At 42.8% G+C, this 24,480-nt stretch carries 23 protein-coding genes; 2 read left to right on the top strand and 21 right to left on the bottom strand.

The genetic code is table 11. From position 1 onward, the window contains the following. Nucleotides 1-4 precede the first annotated feature (4 nt). The 11 genes from G610_RS0102320 to G610_RS0102270 form a co-directional block, all read right to left on the bottom strand. Nucleotides 5-292 (bottom strand): hypothetical protein, encoded by a 288-nt coding sequence (locus G610_RS0102320; RefSeq protein ID WP_026523495.1) that lies wholly within the window; start codon nt 290-292, stop codon nt 5-7. 41 nt (nt 293-333) lie between these two features. Continuing rightward, nucleotides 334-714 carry a diacylglycerol kinase gene (locus G610_RS0102315; RefSeq protein WP_026523494.1) on the bottom strand — a complete coding sequence of 127 codons (381 nt, stop codon included), beginning with the start codon at nt 712-714 and terminating at the stop codon, nt 334-336. A 17-nt stretch (nt 715-731) separates the two neighbouring features. Continuing rightward, complete coding sequence (locus G610_RS0102310; protein WP_026523493.1) at nt 732-1,874, bottom strand: HD domain-containing phosphohydrolase; 1,143 nt, start codon at nt 1,872-1,874, stop codon at nt 732-734. Between the two features lie 2 nt (nt 1,875-1,876). Next, on the bottom strand, nt 1,877-4,399 hold the full coding sequence (locus G610_RS0102305) for a DUF342 domain-containing protein (protein ID WP_026523492.1): 2,523 nt from the start codon (nt 4,397-4,399) through the stop codon (nt 1,877-1,879). A 225-nt stretch (nt 4,400-4,624) separates the two neighbouring features. Next, entirely contained in the window at nt 4,625-5,752 is a 1,128-nt protein-coding gene (mtnA, locus tag G610_RS0102300; RefSeq protein ID WP_035793875.1) for an S-methyl-5-thioribose-1-phosphate isomerase, read from the bottom strand. Between the two features lie 251 nt (nt 5,753-6,003). Beyond that, nucleotides 6,004-7,050, bottom strand: a complete 1,047-nt coding sequence (locus G610_RS0102295; protein WP_026523490.1) for an electron transfer flavoprotein subunit alpha/FixB family protein — start codon at nt 7,048-7,050, stop codon at nt 6,004-6,006. 43 nt (nt 7,051-7,093) lie between these two features. Beyond that, entirely contained in the window at nt 7,094-7,885 is a 792-nt protein-coding gene (locus G610_RS0102290; RefSeq protein ID WP_022762769.1) for an electron transfer flavoprotein subunit beta/FixA family protein, read from the bottom strand. Nucleotides 7,886-7,998: 113 nt separating this feature from the next. After that, nucleotides 7,999-9,159, bottom strand: coding sequence for an acyl-CoA dehydrogenase (locus G610_RS0102285; RefSeq protein WP_026523489.1), 1,161 nt, complete (start codon nt 9,157-9,159; stop codon nt 7,999-8,001). Nucleotides 9,160-9,279: 120 nt separating this feature from the next. Next, complete coding sequence (locus G610_RS0102280) at nt 9,280-10,155, bottom strand: 3-hydroxyacyl-CoA dehydrogenase family protein (RefSeq protein ID WP_026523488.1); 876 nt, start codon at nt 10,153-10,155, stop codon at nt 9,280-9,282. A gap of 58 nt (nt 10,156-10,213) precedes the next feature. After that, on the bottom strand, nt 10,214-11,008 hold the full coding sequence (locus G610_RS0102275) for an enoyl-CoA hydratase-related protein (protein ID WP_026496733.1): 795 nt from the start codon (nt 11,006-11,008) through the stop codon (nt 10,214-10,216). Between the two features lie 110 nt (nt 11,009-11,118). After that, a complete protein-coding gene (locus tag G610_RS0102270; protein ID WP_026523487.1) occupies nt 11,119-12,294 on the bottom strand; it encodes an acetyl-CoA C-acetyltransferase in 1,176 nt (391 codons plus the stop codon). Nucleotides 12,295-12,775: 481 nt separating this feature from the next. Here G610_RS0102270 and hpf point away from each other — a divergent pair, with 481 nt between their 5' ends. Next, nucleotides 12,776-13,306, top strand: coding sequence for a ribosome hibernation-promoting factor, HPF/YfiA family (gene hpf, locus G610_RS0102265; RefSeq protein ID WP_026523486.1), 531 nt, complete (start codon nt 12,776-12,778; stop codon nt 13,304-13,306). A gap of 134 nt (nt 13,307-13,440) precedes the next feature. Here the strand turns inward: hpf and G610_RS0102260 are convergent, their stop codons facing one another. Together G610_RS0102260 and trxB are read right to left on the bottom strand one after the other, a co-directional pair. Then, nucleotides 13,441-14,745, bottom strand: coding sequence for an NlpC/P60 family protein (locus tag G610_RS0102260; RefSeq protein ID WP_026523485.1), 1,305 nt, complete (start codon nt 14,743-14,745; stop codon nt 13,441-13,443). A 233-nt stretch (nt 14,746-14,978) separates the two neighbouring features. Continuing rightward, a complete protein-coding gene (trxB, locus tag G610_RS0102255) occupies nt 14,979-15,911 on the bottom strand; it encodes a thioredoxin-disulfide reductase (RefSeq protein ID WP_026523484.1) in 933 nt (310 codons plus the stop codon). Nucleotides 15,912-16,057: 146 nt separating this feature from the next. Here trxB and ymfI point away from each other — a divergent pair, with 146 nt between their 5' ends. Next, nucleotides 16,058-16,807 carry an elongation factor P 5-aminopentanone reductase gene (gene ymfI, locus G610_RS0102250; RefSeq protein WP_026523483.1) on the top strand — a complete coding sequence of 250 codons (750 nt, stop codon included), beginning with the start codon at nt 16,058-16,060 and terminating at the stop codon, nt 16,805-16,807. 78 nt (nt 16,808-16,885) lie between these two features. Here the strand turns inward: ymfI and lgt are convergent, their stop codons facing one another. The 8 genes from lgt to G610_RS0102210 form a co-directional block, all read right to left on the bottom strand. Next, nucleotides 16,886-17,650: a prolipoprotein diacylglyceryl transferase gene (lgt, locus tag G610_RS19415; RefSeq protein ID WP_035796653.1), complete on the bottom strand. Its 765-nt coding sequence runs from the start codon at nt 17,648-17,650 to the stop codon at nt 16,886-16,888. A gap of 13 nt (nt 17,651-17,663) precedes the next feature. Then, nucleotides 17,664-18,026, bottom strand: coding sequence for a response regulator (locus tag G610_RS0102240; RefSeq protein WP_026523482.1), 363 nt, complete (start codon nt 18,024-18,026; stop codon nt 17,664-17,666). 11 nt (nt 18,027-18,037) lie between these two features. Continuing rightward, nucleotides 18,038-18,925 (bottom strand): chemotaxis protein CheX, encoded by an 888-nt coding sequence (locus tag G610_RS21925; RefSeq protein ID WP_051197488.1) that lies wholly within the window; start codon nt 18,923-18,925, stop codon nt 18,038-18,040. Between the two features lie 94 nt (nt 18,926-19,019). After that, nucleotides 19,020-20,441 carry an SseB family protein gene (locus G610_RS0102230; protein WP_026523481.1) on the bottom strand — a complete coding sequence of 474 codons (1,422 nt, stop codon included), beginning with the start codon at nt 20,439-20,441 and terminating at the stop codon, nt 19,020-19,022. 85 nt (nt 20,442-20,526) lie between these two features. Further along, nucleotides 20,527-21,819 carry a M18 family aminopeptidase gene (locus G610_RS0102225; protein ID WP_026523480.1) on the bottom strand — a complete coding sequence of 431 codons (1,293 nt, stop codon included), beginning with the start codon at nt 21,817-21,819 and terminating at the stop codon, nt 20,527-20,529. A gap of 4 nt (nt 21,820-21,823) precedes the next feature. Next, nucleotides 21,824-22,981, bottom strand: a complete 1,158-nt coding sequence (locus tag G610_RS0102220; RefSeq protein WP_035796650.1) for a GGDEF domain-containing protein — start codon at nt 22,979-22,981, stop codon at nt 21,824-21,826. 12 nt (nt 22,982-22,993) lie between these two features. After that, nucleotides 22,994-23,767, bottom strand: a complete 774-nt coding sequence (locus G610_RS0102215; protein WP_026523478.1) for a putative ABC transporter permease — start codon at nt 23,765-23,767, stop codon at nt 22,994-22,996. Between the two features lie 24 nt (nt 23,768-23,791). Further along, on the bottom strand, nt 23,792-24,433 hold the full coding sequence (locus G610_RS0102210; protein ID WP_026523477.1) for an endonuclease III domain-containing protein: 642 nt from the start codon (nt 24,431-24,433) through the stop codon (nt 23,792-23,794). Between the last annotated feature and the right edge of the window lie 47 nt (nt 24,434-24,480).

The raw sequence follows: 24,480 nt of genomic DNA, 5'->3' as shown, positions 1-24,480 counted from the left end.
CTGCTCACTCTTTATTCTCAGCAGCTGCTATAAGCTCTTTTAGCTTTGCAAGCTCATCTGCTGAAAGTCCCTCAACAACCTTGGAGAGGTCTTTTTTATCCTCTTCCTTTTTCTCTGTAGTCTCCTTTACCGTGCGCTTAAGCTCCTTATTAAGAGCCTTTCCCTGCTCAACGGTAATCTCTCCTTTTTCAACCATTTCACCAAGAATTTCACTTGCTTTTTCTGCTGAAAGAGCAACAGCTCCAACGCTTGCAAGCAGAATTTTCTTAAGTCCGTCTGTAAGAATGTCCATGTTCTTGTCCTCCTTTATATAGCTTCCCGAAAAAGTGGTAATTAAAAAATCAGCACCCACAATTTAGGAAAGAATATTATGCCGCCTATTATTGCGGCCATAATAGCACTCATCAAAACAGCTCCCGCCGCAGCATCCTTGGCTTTCTTGGCCAGTGGCTTGCGCTCCTGTGTCACAAGATCAACCACCGCTTCAAGGGCCGTATTTACAAGCTCAAGGCTCAATACCAATCCAAAAAGCACTATGCAGAAAAGCCATTCTACAAGGGAAATATGAAGAAAAAACCCAAATATCACCACAAGTACAGTGACTGTGCAGTGAATCTGCATGTTTCTCTCATGCAAAATGGTATTTCCGATGCCCTCAAATGCATACCCAAAGCTTTTATATAACTTATTTTTCTTTGATGTATTATTTTCCATGTCCATATTTTCAGTAATCACTGGCTCATCATACCTGCGCCGCCTGCTGCCGCATTGGCTTCTTCCTCAGCCTTGGTTCTTGCAACCATTGCTTCCATCTCAGGTCTTGCAATATCAAAGCAGGCCAGCATCTTAGTTGAAAAGATTCCACTTTCGCCGTTCTTTATCATTTCGTATGCTTTGCTGGGAGTAAATGCCGACTTGTAAACTCGGTCACTTACCAGCGCATCATAAACGTCCGCCAGGGATGTGAGCTGTGCTGCGATAGAGATTTCCTCTCCCTTAAGGCCGTCCGGATATCCCTTGCCGTCATATTTTTCATGATGATGCCTGCAGATATCGTAGCTGACTTCCAGGTATTCCTTGTCCTGAAGATCTGCCAGCATCTTAACAATCTCACAGCCTCTGGTGGTATGGGATTTCATGATATCAAACTCATCAGCCGTCAATCTTCCGGGCTTTAAAAGGATTGAATCAGGAACTGTGATCTTACCAATATCATGCATTGCACTGGCAGTTGTAATTACTTCTATCCTGTGAGGAGTAAGCCCAAACTCGGGATAATTCCTCATGGCCGTGTTCGCCAGTATCTGTACAAATCCTTTAATCCTCTTTAGATGATATCCTGATTCCAAATTACGGAATTCTACGATGGTACAGATAGTATCGATAATTCTGGCATTGGTCTCGCGAAGCCTTTCTTCCTGCTTCTTAAGAACCATGAACTGCTTTTTCAGGACTCTTGTCTGATCGTTTACCTTCTGCTCAAGCCCGCGTCTGCTCTCATAAAGCTCAATAGCTCTCAAAACTCTGTGCTTTACAACCATTGGATCGAAAGGTTTATGGATAACATCAGCGGCACCTTTTTCATAGCATTTTCTCTCAGCGTCAGTACTGCCGTCTGCCGTTATCATCAAAACCGGAATCCTTGCGGGAATCTTGTGTTCGGAAAGCTTCTCAAGGAGCCTGTAGCCGTCCATTTCAGGCATTACAATATCCAGAAGGATTGCAGATATCTTATCCTTCTTGGTTGCTATTATCTCAAGCGCTTTTCTACCGTTTTCGGCTTCAAGAACATCATACTCTTCCTTGAAGATCTCGCTGAGAATCCCTCTGTTTATTTCCGCATCATCTACAATAAGTATGCTCTTATCTGCCACTTTTAACTCCTTGCTACAACTTTCTCGCCATCAAGCATTAATACTGCACCTTCTGTAGCTTTGAAGGTAAATCCTTTTGTCGATTCATAAGTGTCATTTAGCTTCAGCATCCTGCTGCCCATCATGATCACTGTGCCGTCAAATACAAGCCTTGCCACAAGTACTTTGGAGTCCTTAACGGCCGCCATCTCATCTTCAATTTCTTTCTTACGCTTATTCAGCCTCTCAAGTTCCGCTTCTTTTATCGCCGATTCTGCATTTATCTTGATCTTTACCTGAAGTGCCTGTTTATTGGTCGTATCATTAAAGGATGCCAGCTTGGCTCTCTGACTCTCGTATACCTTTATCTCCTGATAGGTTCTGGAAAGGTTCCTCATGAGATTTTTATACTCATAATCAAGATCTTCAGTGATACCGGTTCTTATAACCGTTTCTTTAACAGTTTTGCTGCCAAGAACCGCAGTCTCAATTCCCTTAAGAGAAGTAACCTTACCACCGTTTACAAGTCCTCTGTCACCAAGCATCAGTACCTTGCCGCCTGCCGATACATTGCAGTTTCGGCAGTCATTGGATATAAGATCCTCTTTGCACTTAATATCTGCATTATCAAGATGTGCAGCTGCCACTATACCGTTTGCATTAATGCTTGTTCTCTCACTTAGATTCCCGACTATGCTCTTACGGACTACAATTCTTCCGCCTGCTGTAAGATCGGCGCAGGTCACACTTCCATCAACTACGATATCTCCCTTTGCCTGGACATAAGCGTTTTCTATATCACCTTTTACCCAGATCGTACCATCATAGTTTATCTTATCCCTTACATTTACAAGAGATTCATAGACCTTAGCCTTGTCTATCCATATTTCTCCGCTATGGATTCTTCCAACTCCTGCATAAGATGAAACATAGGTCTGCTTATCTGCAAGAAGCATGAAGCCGTGTCCCTTTAGGATAGGTTTTCCTCTGCCTGGTTTTGCCTTCAATATCTTGCCCGTAACGTCAAACCCATCAACCCCGGGCGTTGCGGGATGGTATATAGCCAGCTTGTCTCCAAGCTTAACCTCATCAAATATTTTTACCTTGGAAAAATCGGCGCCATCTGAACTTTCCATGTCGGGAAGTATACTCTCACCCAGCTGAAGGAGATATTCATAATAACCATCCTTGCCGTTTTCCGGCTCCCTTCCGGTGGCTACAAGAGTTTTTACACCGAACTTTTTATTTTCAATCATCTCCGTGAGAACCTTTTTGCTGATTCCCCGGCGAACCCTGGCCCTATACAGGAGCTTTGCAATATATTCAATTGTGAATTTCGCTGCCTTTGTTCCTACAGGTATCGTGAAATATACCTTCATCATATCTTCCGATATGTCTATGAGGCGGCCTTCCTCTGTCTGTAAAAACTGCCATGCCTTTACTTCTTCGTCGGCAGGCTTAGACATCTCTTCCTGAAGCTGGCCTGTGAAAAGCTTACTCAGGTTGCTTGGAAGGGCCTTGCCGTCTTCCATCCACTCACGCATGATTCGCATTTCCTGCGCGGGATGAACCATGCTGCTATATTTGCTGACATCCAGATTAGCTTCAAGACCAAGCCTTATCTCGCGCATCTGATCTGCACGGTAAAGAGGCTTAGCATAAACTGAAACATCCACCTGGTGTTCAAGTCCCAGCCTAAGCTCTTTCATCTGCTTCCAGCCATACTGTTCATCTGCATAAATGCTTACATCAAGATTCTGCTCAAGTCCAAGCAAAACCTCATGCATACATTCGCCACGCATGCCAAAAAGAAAATACCTGTCGATATCTTCAATTCCTGCCATTTTGGCTTTTCTTACCTGCTCAAGCTGTTCCGCATCAAAATTCTTTTTTATATATTCATCTATATCTATCTTATCTTTAAAGGCTATATGAATCTGTTCCAGCGTCGCTGCATCCTTGCGCCTTACAAGGCCTTCATCCAGCTCAAGGCCATCCTCAAGGCTCTCTCTTATAACGCGCATCTTCATATAAGGCATATCGACTCTTGCATAAGAAGATATGTCTGTGCCGTTCTCAAGACCTTTACGGATTTCTGCCATTTGAAGCCAGTTATAGCTGGCGTTTTGATAAAAAATAATGGGAATATTGGCTTCCAGTCCAAGCCTGATCTGACGCATCTGATCTGCGAAAAATTCCGTCCTTGCATACTCAGTTACATCAAGTCCCTTCTGAAGACCCTCACGAATCTCAGCAAGCTGCATGATGTCAAAACCGGCATCGCGATACATAGACATATCAATACCGGACTGCAGTTCAAGGCGGATTTCCTCCATTTCATTCCATGGAAGCTCAGGGTCCAGATACTCCAACACATCTGCCCCTGTTTCAAGACCTTTTCTAATCTCTGCAAGCTGATAGATATTAAAACGCTTACCTTCAAGCAGATTGATATCGAAACCATGCTTCTTTATAAGCAGCATCTCATTCGAAATCAGATCAGGTGCATATAAAGTTTTGTCCTCATCTGCAGCAACAACAGCCATTTACGAATCTCCATTACACCTTATCAGTGATAATATATTCCAACACGCAAAAGCCCATTAAAATCTACAATAACTCATATTTATTCTAACACTTTGAAATATCACCCTCAACGAAATAGCGAGAATTTATGGATATTTTATAAGTATATAGCTAAAATTCAGATAAGCTTAAACATAAAATTGCACATCCTGATATCTCTATCTTACAAGGGTGTGCACTGTGTTTTATTTATTTTCGTCGAATATCTTCTTTATACTCTCATCATACGGAGCTCGAAGAACTCCATATTCTGTAACTATACCTGTTATAAGTTCATGATCTGTAACATCAAAGGCTGGATTGTATACCTTAACTCCATCAGGAGCCATACGCTCACTGTACCACATCTCAGTCACTTCTTCAGGCTTTCTCTGCTCAATATTGATGTCATCACCTGTTTTGGTGTTCATATCGATAGTGGATGTAGGTGCGCATACATAGAAAGGAATTCCGTAATGCTTAGCTACAGTTGCCACAACGCTGGTACCGATCTTATTTGCAGCATCGCCGTTTGCCGCAACCCTGTCACAGCCTACGAATATTGCATCTATAGCCCCGGTCTTCATAAGGGAAGCTGACATGTTATCACAAAGAAGTGTTGTATCGATTCCTGCGCTGTGAAGCTCAAAGGCTGTAAGCCTTGCTCCTTGCAAAAGAGGTCTTGTCTCGTCACAATAAACTCTGATATTCATGCCCTTCTCGTGAGCCAGATACATGGGAGCTGTTGCCGTTCCGTACTTACAGGTTGCAAGCTGTCCCGCATTGCAGTGGGTAAGAAGTCCGTAGCCATCCTTTATAAGGGTAAGTCCGTTCTCACCGATTCGCCTGCAAACATCGATATCCTCAGCCTTTATCTTTTCTGATTCCTTTCGCATAGCTGTGATAAGGAGATCTCTGTCAAAAGCCTCTGCATTTGCTGTGGCTACCTCTCCGCTTTCGCTAAGCTCCATGGCTAATTCTTTTCTAGCAACGTCCTTCACATGCTCTTCCATACGTTTAAGTGCCCATGAAAGGTTAACTGCTGTAGGTCTTGAAGAGTTCAGGTAATCACTCTTTTCCTTAAGCTCCTTCATGAACTCATCATAGCTTTCAGCCTTAGAATGCTTCATGAGTACATAAAGCCCGAACCCTGCAGCCACGCCAATAGCCGGTGCGCCTCTTACCTGGAGAAGATAAATCGCATTCCAAATCTCCTCACCGGTGTGAAGTCTTATAATTTCAATTGTTCCCGGAAGCTTAGTCTGATCTATAATCTCTAAAGCGTCATCCTCATCTATAAGTGACACTGTTTCATAATCTAGTATGCTTTTCATTAGTTCCAAAATCTCCTTATAAATACACTCAAATTATATAGACTATATTTTATCATAGATTTCTGTCTTCTCGTAAAAAGCTTTATATGATCTTGATTTATGTAAATGCCATTTTCCTCTTCTGAATGTAACAGGGCAACCGCTAAAAATAAAAAGGTTGACTACATCAAATCGATGACGGTGCGTCAAAAAGCGTCACCCGAATGATTTGAAGTAGTCAACCCAATATTTTTAGCGGTTGCCCGTACTAATTATTTTGCTGCGAGAGCTGCCTCGAGCTTCTTTGTAAGTGCAGGAACGATCTTGTTAAGGTCGCCAACTACGCCGTAATCTGCTACGTCGAAGATAGGAGCGTTCTCATCCTTGTTGATAGCGATGATGAGATCTGACTCTTCCATACCTGCTACGTGCTGGATAGCTCCGCTGATACCGATTGCGAAGTAAACCTTAGGACGAACAGTCTTACCTGTCTGACCAACCTGGAGATCCTTCGGCTTCCAGCCTGAATCTACAACTGCACGTGAGCATGATACTGTTCCGTGAAGAACCTTTGCAAGGTCATCAAGAAGCTTGAAGTTCTCAGGGCTTCCAACACCACGTCCACCAGATACAAGAATCTTAGCTTCCTGGATATCCTCAACCTCTGAAACTGCCTTAACGATCTCAAGGATCTTTGTATAGCAAGCGTTCTCTTCGAATCCGGGGTTGAACTCAACAACCTCAGCCTTAGCGCCCTTTACAGGAGCGATCTTCTGCATAACGCCGGGACGAACTGTTGCCATCTGAGGACGGAAGTCAGGGCAAGCGATAGTAGCGATTGTGTTACCACCGAATGCAGGACGTGTCATAAGGAGCTGCTTATGCTTCTGCTCCTGGCCCTCAACTGCGTTAAGCGGGAAGTCACCGATATCAAGCTGTGTACAGTCAGCTGTAAGACCTGTGTGAACACGTGAAGATACGCGAGGACCAAGGTCACGGCCGATTGCTGTAGCACCAACCAGAAGGATTTCCGGCTTGTACTCATTGATAACTGATGCAAGTGCATGTGTGTAAGGCTCTGTACGATAATCCTTAAGCTCAGGATCATCAACAACGATTACACGGTCAGCGCCGTACTCAGCAAGTGTGTCTACCAGGTTACCAACCTTGTCACCAAGCAGAACTGCTGTAACTTTTTTCTCATCAAGATCATTTGCAAGATCTTTTGCTTTGCCCAGGAGCTCAAGTGCGATACCTGAGAGCTCATTGTCTACCTGCTGAGCAAATATAAATACACCCTTATATTCTTCTAAAGACATGTTTTGTTCTCCTTTATACTATATTGCTGCTTACGCAGGTTCATTAAATGACATGCTTCTCTTCAAGCTTACCGAACAGATAATCAACTGCCTCGTCAGCTGAATCAGCAACGATCTTCTCACCAGCGCCCTTCTTTACCTTATCAGAAGCCTTAGCGATCTGAGTAGGTGATCCCTTAAGACCAAGGTTAGAATCCTCAACATCCTTAAGGTCTGCTCTTCCCCAAACGGTTACTTCCTTCTCGAATGCATCGAAGATTCCGCCGGGTGTCATGTATCTGGGCTCGCCCAGCTCTGCAAGAGCTGTGATAAGGCAAGGCATCTTAGCCTCTACCATGTGATAACGATCCTCGAACTGACGCTTAACAACAACAGTCTTAGCCTTCTCGTCAACCTTGATCTCCTCAGCGTAAGAAATTACGGGAAGTCCAAGGTGCTCAGAGATCTGAGGACCAACCTGAGCTGTATCACCATCTATAGCCTGACGGCCTGTGATTACGAGATCATACTCAAGGTTTCTGAGTGCGCCTGCGATTGTAGAAGATGTTGCCCATGTGTCAGCACCACCAAGTACACGGTCTGTAACAAGAACTGCCTTGTCAGCACCCATAGCCATAGCCTCACGAAGAACTGCCTCAGCCTTGGGAAGACCCATGGTTACAACAGTAACTTCTGCGCCGTATTCATCTTTAAGACGAAGAGCTGCCTCAAGACCTGCTTTGTCATCAGGATTCATGATTGCAAGCATTGCTCCTCTGTCGAGTGTTCCATCGGGTTTAAACTTAACCCCGCCCTTTGTGTCGGGCACCTGCTTTATGCAAACTACTACTTTCATTTGTATTCTCCTTTTACAAAATGTAAATGATCATTTAGGAAGTTCTGCTAATTGTCTTTCGACCTTTGCAGAACGTGCTAATCCGCTAAGTTCAATAAATATTGCTAATAAGCTTAGCTTAATAAAGCACCAGAGATAACCATTCTCTGAACTTCAGATGTACCCTCGTAGATCTCTGTGATCTTAGCATCACGCATCATTCTCTCTACTTCGTACTCTCTGATGTAACCATAACCACCATGAAGCTGAACAGCCTTTGTTGTTACGTCCATAGCAACTTCTGCAGCGAAAAGCTTAGCCTTAGCTGCTTCTACAGAGTAACGATCCTTGTTCTTCTTAGCATCAGCTGCTGCATAAACAAGCATCTTAGCTGCCTCACACTGAGTAGCCATGTTAGCAAGCTGGAACTGTGTATTCTGGAACTGACCGATTGAACGACCGAACTGCTTTCTCTCCTTAACGTACTCAACTGTACGATCAAGAGCACCCTCAGCAATACCAAGAGCCTGTGCAGCGATACCGATACGTCCACCATCAAGTGTGTGCATAGCGATCGGGAAGCCCTTTCCTCTAGCGCCAAGAAGGTTCTCAGCAGGAATATGGCAATCCTGGAAAATGAGCTCGTATGTGGATGATCCACGGATACCCATCTTGTTTTCCTTAGTACCGAATGTGAATCCGGGTGTTCCCTTCTCAACGATAAATGCTGAGAACTTCTTTGTCTTTCTGCCTCTCTTATCCTCAACGATATCTGTGTAAGCAATGATGATATAAGTATCTGCTACCTCACCGTTTGTGATGAAGCACTTAGATCCGTTAAGAACCCACTCTTTACCATCTTCTGTGAGAACAGCCTTGGTCTGAACGCCCTGAGCATCTGTACCGGCCATGGGCTCTGTAAGACCGAAAGCACCGAGCTTCTCACCCTTTGCAAGGGGAACGAGGAACTTCTGCTTCTGCTCCTCTGTACCGTATGTAAGAATAGGATCACAGCAAAGTGATGTATGAGCGGAAACGATAACTGCTGTTGTGCCGCAAACCTTTGCAAGTTCCTCTACGCACATAGCATATGTAAGAGGATCACATCCCTGTCCGCCGTATTCCTTCGGAATCGGGATACCCATGAAGCCGTACTTCTGCATTTTCTTAACGGTTTCCATCGGGAATACCTCTGTCTCATCCACGTCAATTGCGTGGGGCTTAACTTCTTTTTCTGCGAACTCTTTGAAAAGAGCTCTCGCCATTTCATGTTGCTGATCTAACTGAAAATCCATGAAAAAAATCCTCCATTCGTATTCTTAATGCCCTCATCCGTCAGCTTCGCTGACACCTTCTCCCTCTGAGAGAAGGCTTTATCAGGCGATTTAATTCCTTAATAGGAATAAGTAAGCGTATTATTTCTTGTCAGTGGGTACCTTGCCACCGTCGCTGTAATCGTAGAAACCGATACCAGTCTTAACACCAAGCTTCTTACCACGAACCATCTTACGAAGAAGAGGGCAAGCACGATACTTGGAATCGCCTGTCTCCTTGTAAAGAACGTCCATGATTGCAAGAACGATATCAAGTCCGATGTAGTCACCGAGTTCAAGGGGTCCCATAGGATGGTTGCAGCCAAGCTTCATAGCTGTGTCTACACCCTGGATATCTGAAACGCCTTCTGAATATACGAAGATACCTTCGTTGATCATAGGAACAAGGATACGATTTACAACGAAACCAGCTGCCTCGTTAACCTGTACGGGAGTTTTTCCAAGGTCTTCAGAGATTTTCTTGATCTTCTCAACATCAGCCTCAGGTGTGTTTGCACCCTGGATAACCTCAACCAGCTTCATAACAGGAGCGGGATTGAAGAAATGCATGCCGATAACCGGCTTAGGAAGTCCTGCACCGATCTCTGTGATTGAAAGAGATGATGTGTTAGATGCAAAGATGCAATCAGGATTCTTTACGATGTTCTCTTCAAGCTCTTTGAAAAGGTTCTTCTTGATATCCATAACCTCAAGAGCTGCCTCAACTACGAGATCAGCATCTGAGCAGATATCGTTAAGACCTGTTGTGATCTTGCCGAGAATAGCGTCAGCCTTTGCCTGATCGATCTTTCCCTTTGTAACCATCTTGTCGATGCTCTTCTTGATCTTTGCAAAGCCGCCTTCTGCGAACTCTGTCTTAATGTCACACAGATAAACCTTGTCTACTGTGTCTGCCTGTGCAAATGTCTGCGCAATGCCTGCGCCCATTGTACCTGCGCCAATTACTGCTACCTTCATTTATATATCCTCCTAATCTTTATTTATCTAATCTTAATCTTCGAATGATGATCATGCATTATGCATTCTTAAAGTCTACTACTTTAACCTTCTTAGGATCATCTTTCTTGCGAAGGAAGTTAGCCATACCTTCACGCTGATCTTCTGTCTCGAAGCAATCGCCGAAGATCTTCTCCTCAAGCTCGATAGCCTTATCGATATCAAGCTGAAGTCCTTCATTTATAGCCTTCTTGCATGCACGAACTGCGATAGGAGCATTAGCTGCGATTGTGTTTGCCATCTTCTCAGCTGCAGGAAGAAGCTCTTCCTGAGTATAAACCGCATTTACAAGACCGATTCTGAAAGCTTCGTCAGCCTTGATGTTACGTGCTGTATAGATAAGCTGCTTAGCCATTCCAGCGCCTACGAGACGAGCAAGTCTCTGTGTGCCACCGAATCCGGGTGTGATACCAAGACCAACCTCAGGCTGACCAAACATAGCATTGTCTGAACAAATACGGATATCACAGCTCATAGAAATCTCACATCCGCCGCCAAGAGCGAATCCGTTTACGGCTGCGATCGTAGGAATAGGGAATGTCTCCAGCTTTCTGAAAACATCATTACCCTTCTTACCGAAAGCTTCGCCTTCTGCCTTTGTAAGGGTACTCATCTCTCCGATGTCAGCACCTGCTACAAAAGACTTCTCTCCTGCACCTGTAAGAACAAGAGCTCTTACTGTGTTAACATCAATGCTATCAAGAGCAGCGTTGAGGTCATCAAGTACTGCGCTGTTAAGAGCATTGAGTGCTTCAGGACGGTTGATTGTAAGGACAGCGATCTTATCCTTTACTTCAACATTAACAAATCCCATTTTCTTTTCCTCCTTTTTTACGTGTAATAAGCGCTGTGAGAAAATCCCTCACAGCGCTTAATTTATTTAATTGGTAGTTCTGTACTCGGACTCAAGCCCAAGTCAAATGCTTACCTCTCAACGATAGTTGCACAACCCATACCGCCACCGATGCAAAGAGTAGCAAGACCACGCTTCTTGTCAGATCTCTGCATCTCGTGAAGCAGTGTAACAAGAATACGGCATCCTGAAGCTCCTACAGGGTGTCCAAGTGCGATTGCACCACCGTTTACATTAAGTTTTGAAAGATCGAAGCCAAGATCCTTACCAACAGCTACTGACTGAGCTGCGAAAGCTTCGTTTGCTTCGTAGATATCGAAATCCTCAATCTTGAGGCCTGTACGATCAAGAACCTTCTTTGTAGCTGCAACAGGGCCAACACCCATGATAGAAGGATCAACACCGCCAAGAGCACCGCATACCCATGTAGCCATAGGTGTAACGCCGAGCTCCTTAGCCTTCTCTTCGCTCATAACAACGATAGCTGCAGCACCGTCATTGATACCTGATGCGTTACCAGCTGTTGTTACGCCGTCAGCGTTGATAGGACGAAGCTTTGCAAGACCTTCCATTGTAGAACCGGGACGAGGACCCTCGTCTGTATCAAACATAACTGTTTCCTTCTTAACCTTTACAGGAACGGGAACGATCTCATCCTTGAACTTGCCTGCCTTCTGAGCTGCCTCAGTCTTCTGCTGGCTCTTAAGTGCAAACTCATCAAGCTCTTCTCTTGTGAGCTTCCACTGCTCTGCTACGTTATCAGCAGTCTTGATCATGTGGTAATCGTTGAATGCATCCCAAAGAGCATCGTTTACCATACAATCCTTTAATACACCATTATTCATACGATAACCGAAACGTGCCTTGTCAAGTGCGAAAGGAGCCATTGACATGTTCTCCATACCACCTGCAACTACGATGTCAGCACTACCAGATAAAATCTTCTCAGCAGCCATGTTTACGCAGTTAAGACCTGAACCGCAAACAACGTTGATAGTAACAGCCGGTACCTCAACAGGAAGACCTGCTTTGATAGAAGCCTGACGAGCTACGTTCTGTCCAAGACCAGCCTGGATAACACATCCCATAAGAACCTCGTCAACCTGCTCCGGTTTAACTCCTGCTCTGTTAAGAGCTTCCTTGATAACAATTGAACCAAGATCTGCTGCCGGTGTGTTTGAAAGAGCGCCGCCCATCTTACCGATTGCAGTTCTGCAAGCACCTGCTAAAACTACCTTTTGTGCCATAGATGATACCTCCGTTTCGGGACTTTAAGTCCGCTATTTTATTATAGTTTTGTTGCTTGTTATTTTTTTGTCACAACGAATATATTATAGCATGTTGGCTTTTTTCTGCGCAAGAAAAAGGCACAGATAATATACTATTTTTTTATTAAATTTTCATAAAGCTGTCACAGATGCACATAAATTGAAAAGTCAACATAAAAAATTAATATTTTATAAAGAGATTTTTTAAAAGTTATCCACAATCTTAAAATTATAAATGCCTATTTTACGACTTATACACGAAGTTATCCACATTACCCACAATTATCCACCAAATACACTTGTTTTCTTGTCTCAAAAACAGAACATATTTTTTGTCTATTTTGCACGAAAACAGTGATATCTATGAAAGATTTCTAAACTTATCTCTTATGTTTGATTTAATCTGTCAGAAAATGATATAATTTGTTTATAAAAATATATGGGAAAAGGGGATGATTGCATGAATTTTACGATTATTGGAAAAAACATTGATGTAACACCCGGACTTAAATCCGCAGTAGAAGAAAAGATCGGCAAGCTCGAGAAGTATTTTACTCCGGAGACTAATGTCAACGTAACTCTTACAGCTGATAAGGATCGCCACAAAATAGAGGTGACCATTCCCGTTAAAGGTAAGATTATCAGATCTGAGCAGGTAAGCAGTGACATGTATGTATCTATCGATCTCGTTGAGGAGATCATAGAACGTCAGCTCAAGAAGTACAGAAGCAAGCTTGTTGACAAACACCAGACTGAGATCAGCAACTTCAAAAAAGAGTACATTGAGAATGAACTTGATGATGATGAAGAGATCAGAATCGAGCGTTATAAGAAGTTTGACCTCAAGCCGATGTATGTTGAAGACGCTGCCATTCAGATGGAGCTTCTCGGACACAACTTCTTCGTATTCATCAACGCTGATACAGATCAGCCGAATGTAGTTTATAAGAGAAAGGGTAATACCTACGGTTTGATTGAGCCGGAAGAATAAAACCTGAAACACTTAATGAGGTTATTGCGAATTTAGTGTTTCAGCGTTGTTCCGTCGAGCGAATGCGAGAGCGGAACTTCATTACAAGAATATAAAAAATCGGAAAGCTTACGCTTTCCGATTTTTTATTCTTATTAGAAGATCCTTCGAACTGCAAGTACCTGTCTGTAGCTTGCATCTGAAATCTTAATACCTGTCTTAGCTGTTGAAGCATGTACGATCTGTCCGCCACCGATGTAGATACCAACGTGACCTGAGTAACATACGATATCACCGGGCTGTGCATTTGCAAGACCGTCAACTGCTGCACCAACGCTTCTGTCAGCACCGCTTGAGTGAGGAAGGCTAACACCGAAGTTAGCATATACACTCATTACGAAACCTGAACAATCTGTTCCGTTTGTAAGACTGGAGCCACCATATACATAAGGGTTACCAACGAACTGAGTTGCAAAGGATGCAACAGCAGAACCGATGGAACTTGACTGTGTAGTATAGCTTCCTGCTGAATTGTAGCTCTTGGAACCTGATTTATCAGATGAATTCTTTGTACCCTTCTTAGCCTGAGCAAGAGCTGCGAGACGAGCCTCCTCTTCCTTCTTAAGACGAGCTTCCTCTTCTGCCTTGGACTCTGCTTCAACGAACTCTGTAGAAAGATCTACGAATTCTCTTGATACGTATCCTTCACCTTCTTCGATACTTACCTTAACCCATTCATCTAATTCTTCGGTTACGACAAGTTCATCTTCGATAGGTACGAGACCTAGCACTTCATCATCTGTGCTTGGGCCACTTCTTACTTTAAGTGTTGTGGTATTTACAGTAGCAATTCTCTTACCAACTTCCTTGGCAAGCTCTACTGCATCTTCACCGGTTACGCAATACTCGCCCTTTACATAACCTTCTACTGAACCAGATTTGATTTTGTACCATCCGTCAGTCTCTTCAATGAGAGTACCAACAGAATCGTCATAAAGCTTACCGATGACCTCGCCATCCTCTTCACTCGGGTTATCTCTTACATTTACATAATCATTAACCTGAGCGATAACAAGAGTCTTAAAACGCTCTTCCTCTTTCTCCTCATCAGTCATAGCCTGAAGCTTCTCTTCGTTGGCTTCATCATAATCTGCTATTGAAATGTTTGCACCTGTAGCCTTCTGAATATCATTAAGGATATTCTCCTGAAGTGTAGATGCAAGTGGTGTAGTCTCTGTAATGTCTGCATTGTCATTCTCAGCTACATCAGTGCTGTCAGAATCACCCTGTAAATTAGAAAGTGAAACAGAATCCTGAGTCTGAAGCGCATAGCTGATTCCTGCTGAAGGTAATACGCTTGTTACCTTTGAGGATGAAGCAGATGCATTTATTCCAGTTCCTCCAACTGTTAAAGCAGCAGCAACCCCCATTGCCACAAGCTGCATTCTAGTCTTTCGCAAAATGGACCTCCAAATAATTGTTACGATTTTGTTACATCTTTTACAATATACCCCTTTAATTAAATCTTGTCAACCTTTCGGGGCTTTTGGCGGTAAATTTACACCGCATAAACATCATATTTTTCATAATTGTACATTCTATTACATCATATTAAAAGCCAGTGTTTTTGCGGACACTGGCTATTTTTTAACAGTTTCCTTATTCTTTTTTTCGAATAATTTTATCTATGAAATCACTTGCCTACCAAAAAATCCTGAACAGCGGTAACGGCATTTGCACCATCAGCTACTGCTGTAACAATTTGGCGAAGTCTCTTTTTCCTGGAATCGCCTGCAACAAAGATTCCGGGCGTAGATGTGGCTCCATCCTCTCCTGCAATGATATATCCGGTCTCATCCATTTCAGCAAGCCCTGTAAAAGCCTCTGTAAGGGGATGAATTCCAATTGCTACGAAAAGTGCATCTGTTTCTATCTCTTTTTTTTCATCTGTCTTAACATTTTTAACGGTTATGGAAGAAACCTTGGCATCGCCCTTGACCTCTTCTACGATGCTGTCCCATACAAGCTCTACATTAGGAAGTGATAAAAGCTCATCCTGAAGGATCTTGGCAGCGCGAAGCTCATTTCTTCTGTGAACCAGGTAAACCTTGCTACAGCCTCTTGCAAGGAAAATTGCATCCTCAACGGCAACATCACCGCCGCCGTTTACAACAGCTACCTTATTTCTGAAAAATGCACCGTCACAGGTTGCGCAATAGGAAACGCCCTTACCAGTAAACTCTTCCTCGCCCTTGATTCCAAGCTTATTGTGTGAAGCTCCAGTTGCAAGGATTATGGTTTTTGTCTCGTACTCTCCATTATCTGTAATTACCTTGAATGTAGGCGCTTTGCTATCACTTCCGGGATCTACAGTCTCAATAGCAGTAACTGTTCCCTCAGCGAACTCTGCGCCAAGCTTATCAGCATGCTCACGGAACTTCATTCCCATATCAAAGCCGTTAATACCCGGAAGTCCAAGGTAATTATCTACTTCATAAGTAATAAGTATCTGTCCGCCGCTTACAGGATCCTTCTCAATGACAAGAACATCAAGTCCTGCTCTCTTTGCATAAACAGCTGCAGATAAGCCTGCAGGGCCGGAACCTATAATAATCAGATCACGCATATTATTTCCTCCTTTGAAATATATATCTAAAATTAGATTGTGTACAATTTGATATAAACAATATACTTCTTTCCCAATAAAATGTAAAGAGTTTTTTTGTGGTATGATAAATAAAATAATTATGAACTTTTTGGAGGTAGGGCTACATGCAGACAGATTCTGTAAAAACCTATGTTTTGATAACAGGAGCATCAAGAGGAATCGGAAAAGCTATCGCAAAGGCATTTGCAACAAACGGTTACTCACTGATTTTATGCTGCAAAAACCATATAAGCGCTTTAACAGACTTCGCCAGAGAGCTCGAAAACGAATATAAAATAAAGGCGAAAGCCTTTGAATGCAACGTTGGTGATGAAGCCTCCGTAAATGAATTATTCATGACTATCGAAAAGGAAGGTCTTATCCCAGGCATACTTATTAATAATGCAGGTATAGCTCACTACGGACTCCTTACCGATATGCCCGCAGAAGAATGGCACGAGCTTATGGCAGTAAATCTCGATTCTCTTTTCTATACATGTAAAAAAGCCGTTCCACTTATGCTTAGAAACGGATACGGTCGTATCATAAATATTTCTTCTGTATGGGGTAATGTAGGTGCATCCTGTGAGGTAGCCTACTCAGCATCAAAGGGCGGTGTCAATTCCTTTACAAAGGGCCTTGCAAAAGAGCTTGCCCCTAGTGGTATCCCGGTAAACGCCATCGCCTGCGGTATGGTAAATACGGAAATGAATTCATCCCACTTATCGCAGGAAGAGATTTCTGAAATCGCAGCTGACATTCCTGCGGACAGAATATGCGAACCGGAAGAAGTGGCAGACTTTGCAGTTAAGCTTGCCAAGTCGCCCACCTATCTTACAGGTCAGATTATAACAATAGACGGAGGCTGGATTTAAGCCTCCGTCTATTATTCTAAGGGCAACGCCCTTTTCTTCATTTCACATCTAAATCTCAAAGCCTGTCACATACAGGAATCATAAAAGCGCTTCCTCTTCTCCATGTCTGGTTGTTACCATATAAAGCAGAGCACCTATAGCAACTATTCCAAAGGAAATAATCTGGGAAGTAGAGAACACTCCAAGGCTTCCTCTGTGATCTGCTCTGAAAAACTCCAACAAAAATCTTCCTATTCCATAGAGGATCAGATACATTGCTGCACTTCTTCCTGGCACCTTATTTTTTCCTGAATAATATATAAGGAAGAAACCGATCAAAAAATCTCCCGCAGAAGACATTAACTGTGTCGGAATTAGGGGCACATTGTTAGGTGCAAACTGAGAATGAGTGAAAACAACGTGGAACCAGGAATCTGTCTCAGCACCATAACAGCAGCCGGCGCAAAAGCATCCAATTCTGCCAAAGCCCTGTGCTATTGCCACAGCAGGCATTACCATATCAAAATACGGAAAATACTTTTCTTTCCTTTTCAGCTTAACATATAGCATACTGGTGAGTATTCCGCCGATAATTCCGCCATACACAACATATCCGTTTTTAAAATCCCATAAAATTGAAGGATCTTTCATTATCTGCGGTATTTCTACTATATAAAATAGAAGCCTGCATCCAAGCAGGCCTCCAATAATAGCACAATAGAAAATTCCATAAATAGTATCTTCTGAAAGTCCCCGCTTTTTTCCTCTCCTTAGCACTATCATAAGTGCGCTTAAAAAACCTACAGCTATCATCAGCCCGTACATGTGGAATGTAAGCGGACCGATATGAATATCATTGAACATAAATCCCCATTTCTTATCGGTTTAAAACTTTCTCAATGGCCTCGATAACGACCTTTTCATCCAGAGGCTTTGTAACAAACTCTGCTGCGCCGTTCTCGACAGCTTCCTTAACCTTTTCATTCTGACCCGCTGCGGTTATCATAACAACCTTCGCATCAGGATAAGATCTGTGTATAAGCTTAAGTCCCTCTATGCCATCCATTACAGGCATTGTAATATCCATGGTAACTATATCAGGCTTAAGTTTAACGTAGCTGTCAAAAGCTTCCTGTCCGTTTGTAGCCTCGCCTATAACTTCATGTCCATGCCTCTCAAGCATGTCCTTTAAAACTCTGCGTGATGTTCTCGAATCATCTACCATCAATATGTTTGCCATATCCCGTCCCCTCACTTAATGTCAACTTCACTGTTTATAGAAACAATAAAATAAACTACTTCTTCGCCACTGTAAATAGGAATAACATGCATATCATCCCCGGACAGCTCTGAAAATCTGGTGATAAATGTCGGTGGCTCAAGCTCAATCTTAAGTGCGCTCTTACTCTTATCAGTAGCGTAAAGACCATTGATACAGTTAATAAGCTCGCACATTGCATCAAGTGCATCTTCCTGGGTCTCAATGAACTCTTCTCTCGTATAGCTCTTTGCCATCTTCTGAATTGCGCTTGCTGAACCTGCAAGAGCAACAGTAGCATTGATATCGCCTTTAAATCGCTGATAGCTTACACATTCTTCTTTAAGGTCATGCTTAGTACATGCCTTGTCAATACAGATGTGCGCATCCACAAGTCTGTACATATTCTTGATGCCGTACTTGAAAAGTGATACATACTCAGGCTCCAGCTCATCAAGGAAAATAGGAACTATCGCGTCAATGTCACCTCTTTTCAATGATTCCATCTGACTATCGTTAAGTCCCTTGTCATGCTGATAATCAGCAATAACCTGATTCACATCCTCAAGAGATAAATAGCCTCTCTCAACAATTGCGGATGTAAAGGTCAAGAATTCATCTCCCTGAAGAGAAAGAAGTCTTCCAACCTGAATATTGGAAAGGTATCCCCTTTCAATGGCAAGATCACCAAAACGCTTATCCATAGTAGCCTGAAGGGCATTAATCTCTTCTGCCTGCGCAACCGTCATAAGCTTTTCAGTAACTGCTATTACACCGAGCTTAGCTCTCTTTGATTCCTGAATCTGATACACGACTGATAACTGGTCTTTGGACAATCTACCCTTGCTTACAAGGTATCGTCCCATGATTCGATCAAACATAACCCCCTCCATATCCCGTGTGCCTTAGCACTGAAATTATATTAATTCTACTTCATAAATACACCCTTAACAAGATTGAATTACTTGCAACCAATTAATCCTCAGGGGCAAATTCAGATGTAGTATCGCTGTCTGCTCCACCTTCCATAAGCTCGATATTGCTATCATTATCTGCAGGAATATCGGTCATGGAGGAATCCTCTGTCAGCTCTACAAAGCTGTCCTTTTCATCAGGCTCGACCTTAGCTGCTATTCCTTTTCCCTTCATGGCTGACTGAATTGCTGCTTCTGTCTCGGTGAGCTTTTTCTTAGCGGGCTTTTTGCCTGCCTGCTTAGCAATAGCGACCTGCTGAGCAGCCATCTGAAGTGCCAGCATACGGTCCCTGGGAATCATTATCTTTTGTCCGCCTGGATTTATGATAACGCCGTCCTTCTCTCCTACAAACTTAAGGATGTCAGGGAAAGTAAACACAGCACCCTTGAATTCGGAATTGGCAAACATCTTGGTAAATTCCATTCCGTCAGTAAATATAGGAAGGAAGTGCTTTTCATCCTTGCTCTTTATCTCAGGGAAACGGATCTTGGTGTCCTTTGTAAACTTGAATCTGCCATCCTCCATTATGTCCACAGGGCCTTCATGTACCATAGGTACAATATAGGTTGCAGCCTGCGCTGCCTGAGCCATGCGTATTTCCTTTATTGTAAGAATCTCGTTTCTCTTTTCATATTTAACGGGCCATCTTGCCTCTCCAAGGAAATCAAGTATTGCAAAAACAAGTGCCGGGTTCTTGGGTGAGTTATCAGTTGTTCCACCCCAGTCACCGGGAGCAGCCACTATCTCATTTCTTCTGAAGTGTGCCCTGTAATATCCGTTTTCAATGATAAAGTTCTCAACACCAAGATAATACAGATAATCAAAGAAGCTTCTTCTGTCCTTTGCTGACTCTGCCTCGTTGTCTGCCTTGCAGGGGCGGGCAATGAGTCTTCTGTACTGGGTTTCAAATACCTTTACAGCTGCCTCCGCATGATCCTGATCAAGATAAATGTTGATGTATCCATGATCGATGAAAGGATAACCTGTCAGCTGATCATATAATACATAAAGCATCTTTGCGTCGCGGACTCTTCCAAGAATCTCGTTATAAATCTTTCTGTGGTTTGCTTCAAACCCCGGAAGAGCAGCTTTTTTCTGAAAATGCTCCTGTGCTGTGATAAGGAAAAGAAGCTCCTGAAGTGAAAGGAATCTAAGAGAATCCACACTGATCTCATCCTCGTAGAGAATCTCACCAATTTCTTCCTTGCGATCTTCTGTAAGAGGATCGTCTAAAATAGTGTCCTCTTTGCCTGCAACTCTTACAGGATTTATCTTTGAAGGAACAGGCCATCCAAGCTCCATGTGAATCTCTTTAAGCTCAGCCTTTTCCCGTTCTTTTCTTTCAAGCTCCTCCTGCTCCAAAAGAAGAGCTTCCTCTTCTTCACGTTTTTTCTTTCCACCCAAAAAATCAAATAATCCCATTTATACAACTCTCCTCTTTATTGCTAACATAATACGTCTTAATCCGGTCGGATACGCTCCTGCCAAACTAAGTTATAAAGGCATTTTACTCAATAGTGAAATCTGCCTCATAGAATGCCTTTGAAAAATCTATAAGGTAATCCACATCCTTGACACCTGCAGTCTCATAGGGTGAGTGCATTGCAAGCTGTGCCATTCCGATATCCACTGTGTTGATCGCAACCTGAGTACCGGAAATGTTTCCAAGGGTTGAACCACCTGCCACATCAGATCTGTTGGTAAAGGTCTGATAAGGAACCTTTGCTTTGTCACAAACCATTTTGCAAATTGCAGCTGAAACAGCATCTGTAGTGTACTTCTGATTGGCATTGTACTTAATAACGATGCCGCCATTCATCTTAGGTCTGTTTACAGGATCAGCTTTCTCAACATAGTTTGGATGAACCGCATGAGCATTGTCAGCTGATACCATAAAGCTCTCAGACAAGGATACCAGATACTCACTCGTGCTCTTTCCAAAGCCCTCGTTGATCCTAAGAAGCGTATCCTTTAAGAAGGTGGACGCAGCGCCCTGCTTGGTTGTGCTTCCAACCTCTTCATTATCAAATACTACATGCATGATGATATTCTTCTTATTGGTAGCCGCCATAAATCCCTGAAGTGATCCGTATCCGCATTCAAGGTCATCAAGTCTGCCTGCAGAAAAATACTCATTTGCTGCTCCCCATACTGTGGGCTTTACACGATTATACAAGAAAAGATCATGACTTACGATATCACTTTCCTTAACGCCTGCTGCCTTGGCAACCAGCTTCATAAATCCATCCTTACCTGACTCATCACTGAAAACAGGAAGCAGATCCTTTTGTACATTGTACTTATAACCGTCGTTGGCTTCACGATTCATATGAATTGCAAGTGAAGGTATCATCAGAAGATCTCTGTCGATATCAACAAGCCTGCTCTCAATGCCGATTCCTCTGCCGCTCTTTTTGACCATAAGTCTTCCTGCAACTGACAGCGGTCTGTCAAACCAGGGAGCGCAAAGCATTCCACCATATTTTTCCACATTGAGTGTTACATAAGCACCTGCTGCCTCAATTTCAGGGTTCTCCTTGATTTTAAAAGCAGGCGAATCGCTATGACTTGCTATTATTGAAAATCCCTTATAATTTGTTGTTGGAACTTTAAATGAAATGATTGATGATCCATTTCTTGTAACGAAGTATTTGCCACCCTTTTTTAGCTTCCATACTTCTTTTTCAGAGAGCTCCGTAAAGCCCTCTCCCAGCAGTTTTTCTCTAATAAGGTTTACAGCATGAAAAGCTGTAGGACTCCCTTCGATAAAATCTGCCAATCCTTTGATCTGTGTTTTCATGTCTTTATCTCTCCGACTTTCTTCTATCATTTAGGTGATGCTTCTGTTTTTCCTCATACATCAGCCTATCTATATTCTGCTGAAATTCCTCTGCTGACAGAGCCCTTTCAGGATCATAAATACTGTAACCGCAGCTCACGTCTATCATTTCAGGCCACCCATTGAGCTCTTTAATATCGCGCTTTATGGCTTCGTGAACCCTGTTAATTTTCTCTTCAACCTCTTCGGCTTCGGTCATGTTCGTAACAATGCAGAACTCATCACCACCGAATCTTCCGATATAGGCTTTGGATCCAAATGTATCAACCAAAACCCTTGCCACATCACGAATGGTGCCATCACCGGCACTGTGTCCGTAGTGATCATTTATCTCCTTGAAATGATCCACATCCATCATTATTGCGGAAAACCTGTTGCCCGATGAAATACTCTGCTTTACCTTTTCCTCAAGCCTGATATCCAGACCACGCCTGTTGAGTACACCCGTAAGATAATCCACATTTATATCCCTGCTCTGCAATGAGAAAAACAGGATCAGACATCCGATAGAGATACCTGCATAGGTAATATCCATATTTGCCAGGAAAATCTGCAGCACTGCGCCGAGGAATGAAAGTATCGGCAGCATAAGAATAGCATTCTGATATTCCTTATAGATATTTTTGCGGAACATAACCACATACACTGTAAGCAGCACAATAAAGATCATCATCAGCACTGCTCTCACCATGAAATAAGGTCCTCTGAAATACGTGCCATCTTCAAAGAAATAAAACAGCTTAAGATCCAGAACCTCTGAAATAGTGACCATCGCTACATTTACAAAGGCAAAAGCCTGAAATGAATAAGAAAAGATCGCTCTTTTACCAAGGTTCTCCTTATCCATCCAACAATCAATATAAGTAAGCGCAAAAAGAATATCAACAGGATCCAGCAAAAAGATCATGAAGTATCCTATCTGTGCAAGAAACAACAGGTTATCCGGGTACGCCTCACCGATTCTTCCAACAGTCTCGGAAGCCAACAGAACAAGCGTCATTATAAGAAGCGCCGAATAACGTCTACCTGATGTGATACTTGATGTACTGCGCTGAAAAATCAGTAACAATACAAGGAGTAGACCACAAAAGAAATTTAGTACTACCCAACCTTCAACTACCATAACATGCTCCTATTATTTTCCGGCTTTTATTTTTTCCTGAAGAGCCTTAAAAACCTCAAGCATTGCTTTCGTGTTAATTAGTTTTCCGCTTCGTAATACAGGTCTCTTGAACCTAAAGTTCTTAATACTTTTGAGCTGATATTTCTGTCTGAAGTCAAGCATTTCTGCCGTAGCATTTACCTTTTCTCTAGCTATCTGAACTGCACCTTCCATTTTCTCATCAAAGCCTCCCATGGTCTTTTCAACCATTGAAAGAAGATGATACAAGCTGGATACCGTAAGAACCAAATCCGCTGCGAGATATGCCATCAGTAAAAGCGCTATTACCTCTGCAACATAGGGATTAACTGTCTCGCAAAATCTAAATGAAAAGGGAAGTACAAATCTTGTAACAAGTATGCCCGCTACTCCAAATCCCAATGTGGCAGGGACACAAATTCTTCCGTTTATATTCAGCGGCATATCATTGTAATCCCACCATACCGCGTGGAATCTTTTTTCCAAAAAATATGAGGTTCCATATTCAAGGAAAATACTTCCAACTGAGCAAATAAGAAATATCTGCCACATGGGGATTTCATTTACAGGAACCCTGCTGAAAACCGGAACATATCCAAATATGATCAGCGTAAGTACGGTACCTGTTCCATAGATAGGGCAAATAGGGCCAAATAAAAATCCTCTGTTGGACCAATGTCCCTCCTTCACGGTGCAATATGTACATTCGTATATCCAGCCTATAAAGCTGAACAGCACAAATTCTATAAACAGCTTACTGATAAGCATTTTTTCATAATCTCCAGCTTATTTCTAAGATAAATTTTTCTTGCCAAATTTGCATATCTCTTTTAGGCAGCACTCGGCGCAATTAGGTCTTCTGGCAACACATACTGCTCTGCCATGGGTCACAAATCTGTGACAAAGCATATTTCCCTCCTCAGGCGGAATTATCTTCCAGAGAGCCTTTTCAACCTTGGCAGGTTCTTTAATATTATCCACAAGACCAATAAGGTTACTTAATCTGATACAGTGTGTATCCGTGACTATAGCAGGCTTTCCAAAGACATCGCCCATAATGAGATTGGCACTTTTTCTGCCAACACCGGGCAGAGCAAGAAGCTCTTCCATATTGTCCGGAACGTTACCGTCATATTTTTCCTGCAGCATCTTCATGCATGCGGAAATATCCCTTGCCTTGGAATTGCCAAGACCGCAGGGTCTTATTATCTCTTCAATCTCAGCCACATCCCCTTCAGCCAAAGCTTTAACCGAAGGAAACTTTGCATAAAGAAGAGGCGTAGTCTGATCAACTCTTGCATCTGTGCACTGAGCTGCAAGTCTCACACTTACAAGAAGCTGCCATGCATCCTTATAGTCGAGAGTGCACTTTGCATCAGGATATTCTTTTTTCAGTAATTCTATTACTTCTAGTGCAAGTTGTTTTTTTGTCATATCAAACTCATGTTGTAGTTAATTACCTAGAAAGTCCGAAGAGCATG

It is taken from the genome of Butyrivibrio sp. MB2005, from assembly GCF_000424285.1.
GTDB lineage: Bacteria > Bacillota > Clostridia > Lachnospirales > Lachnospiraceae > Butyrivibrio.
Note: the sequence above shows the minus strand (reverse complement) of the source record. Positions and strands in the feature narration are given on the sequence as shown.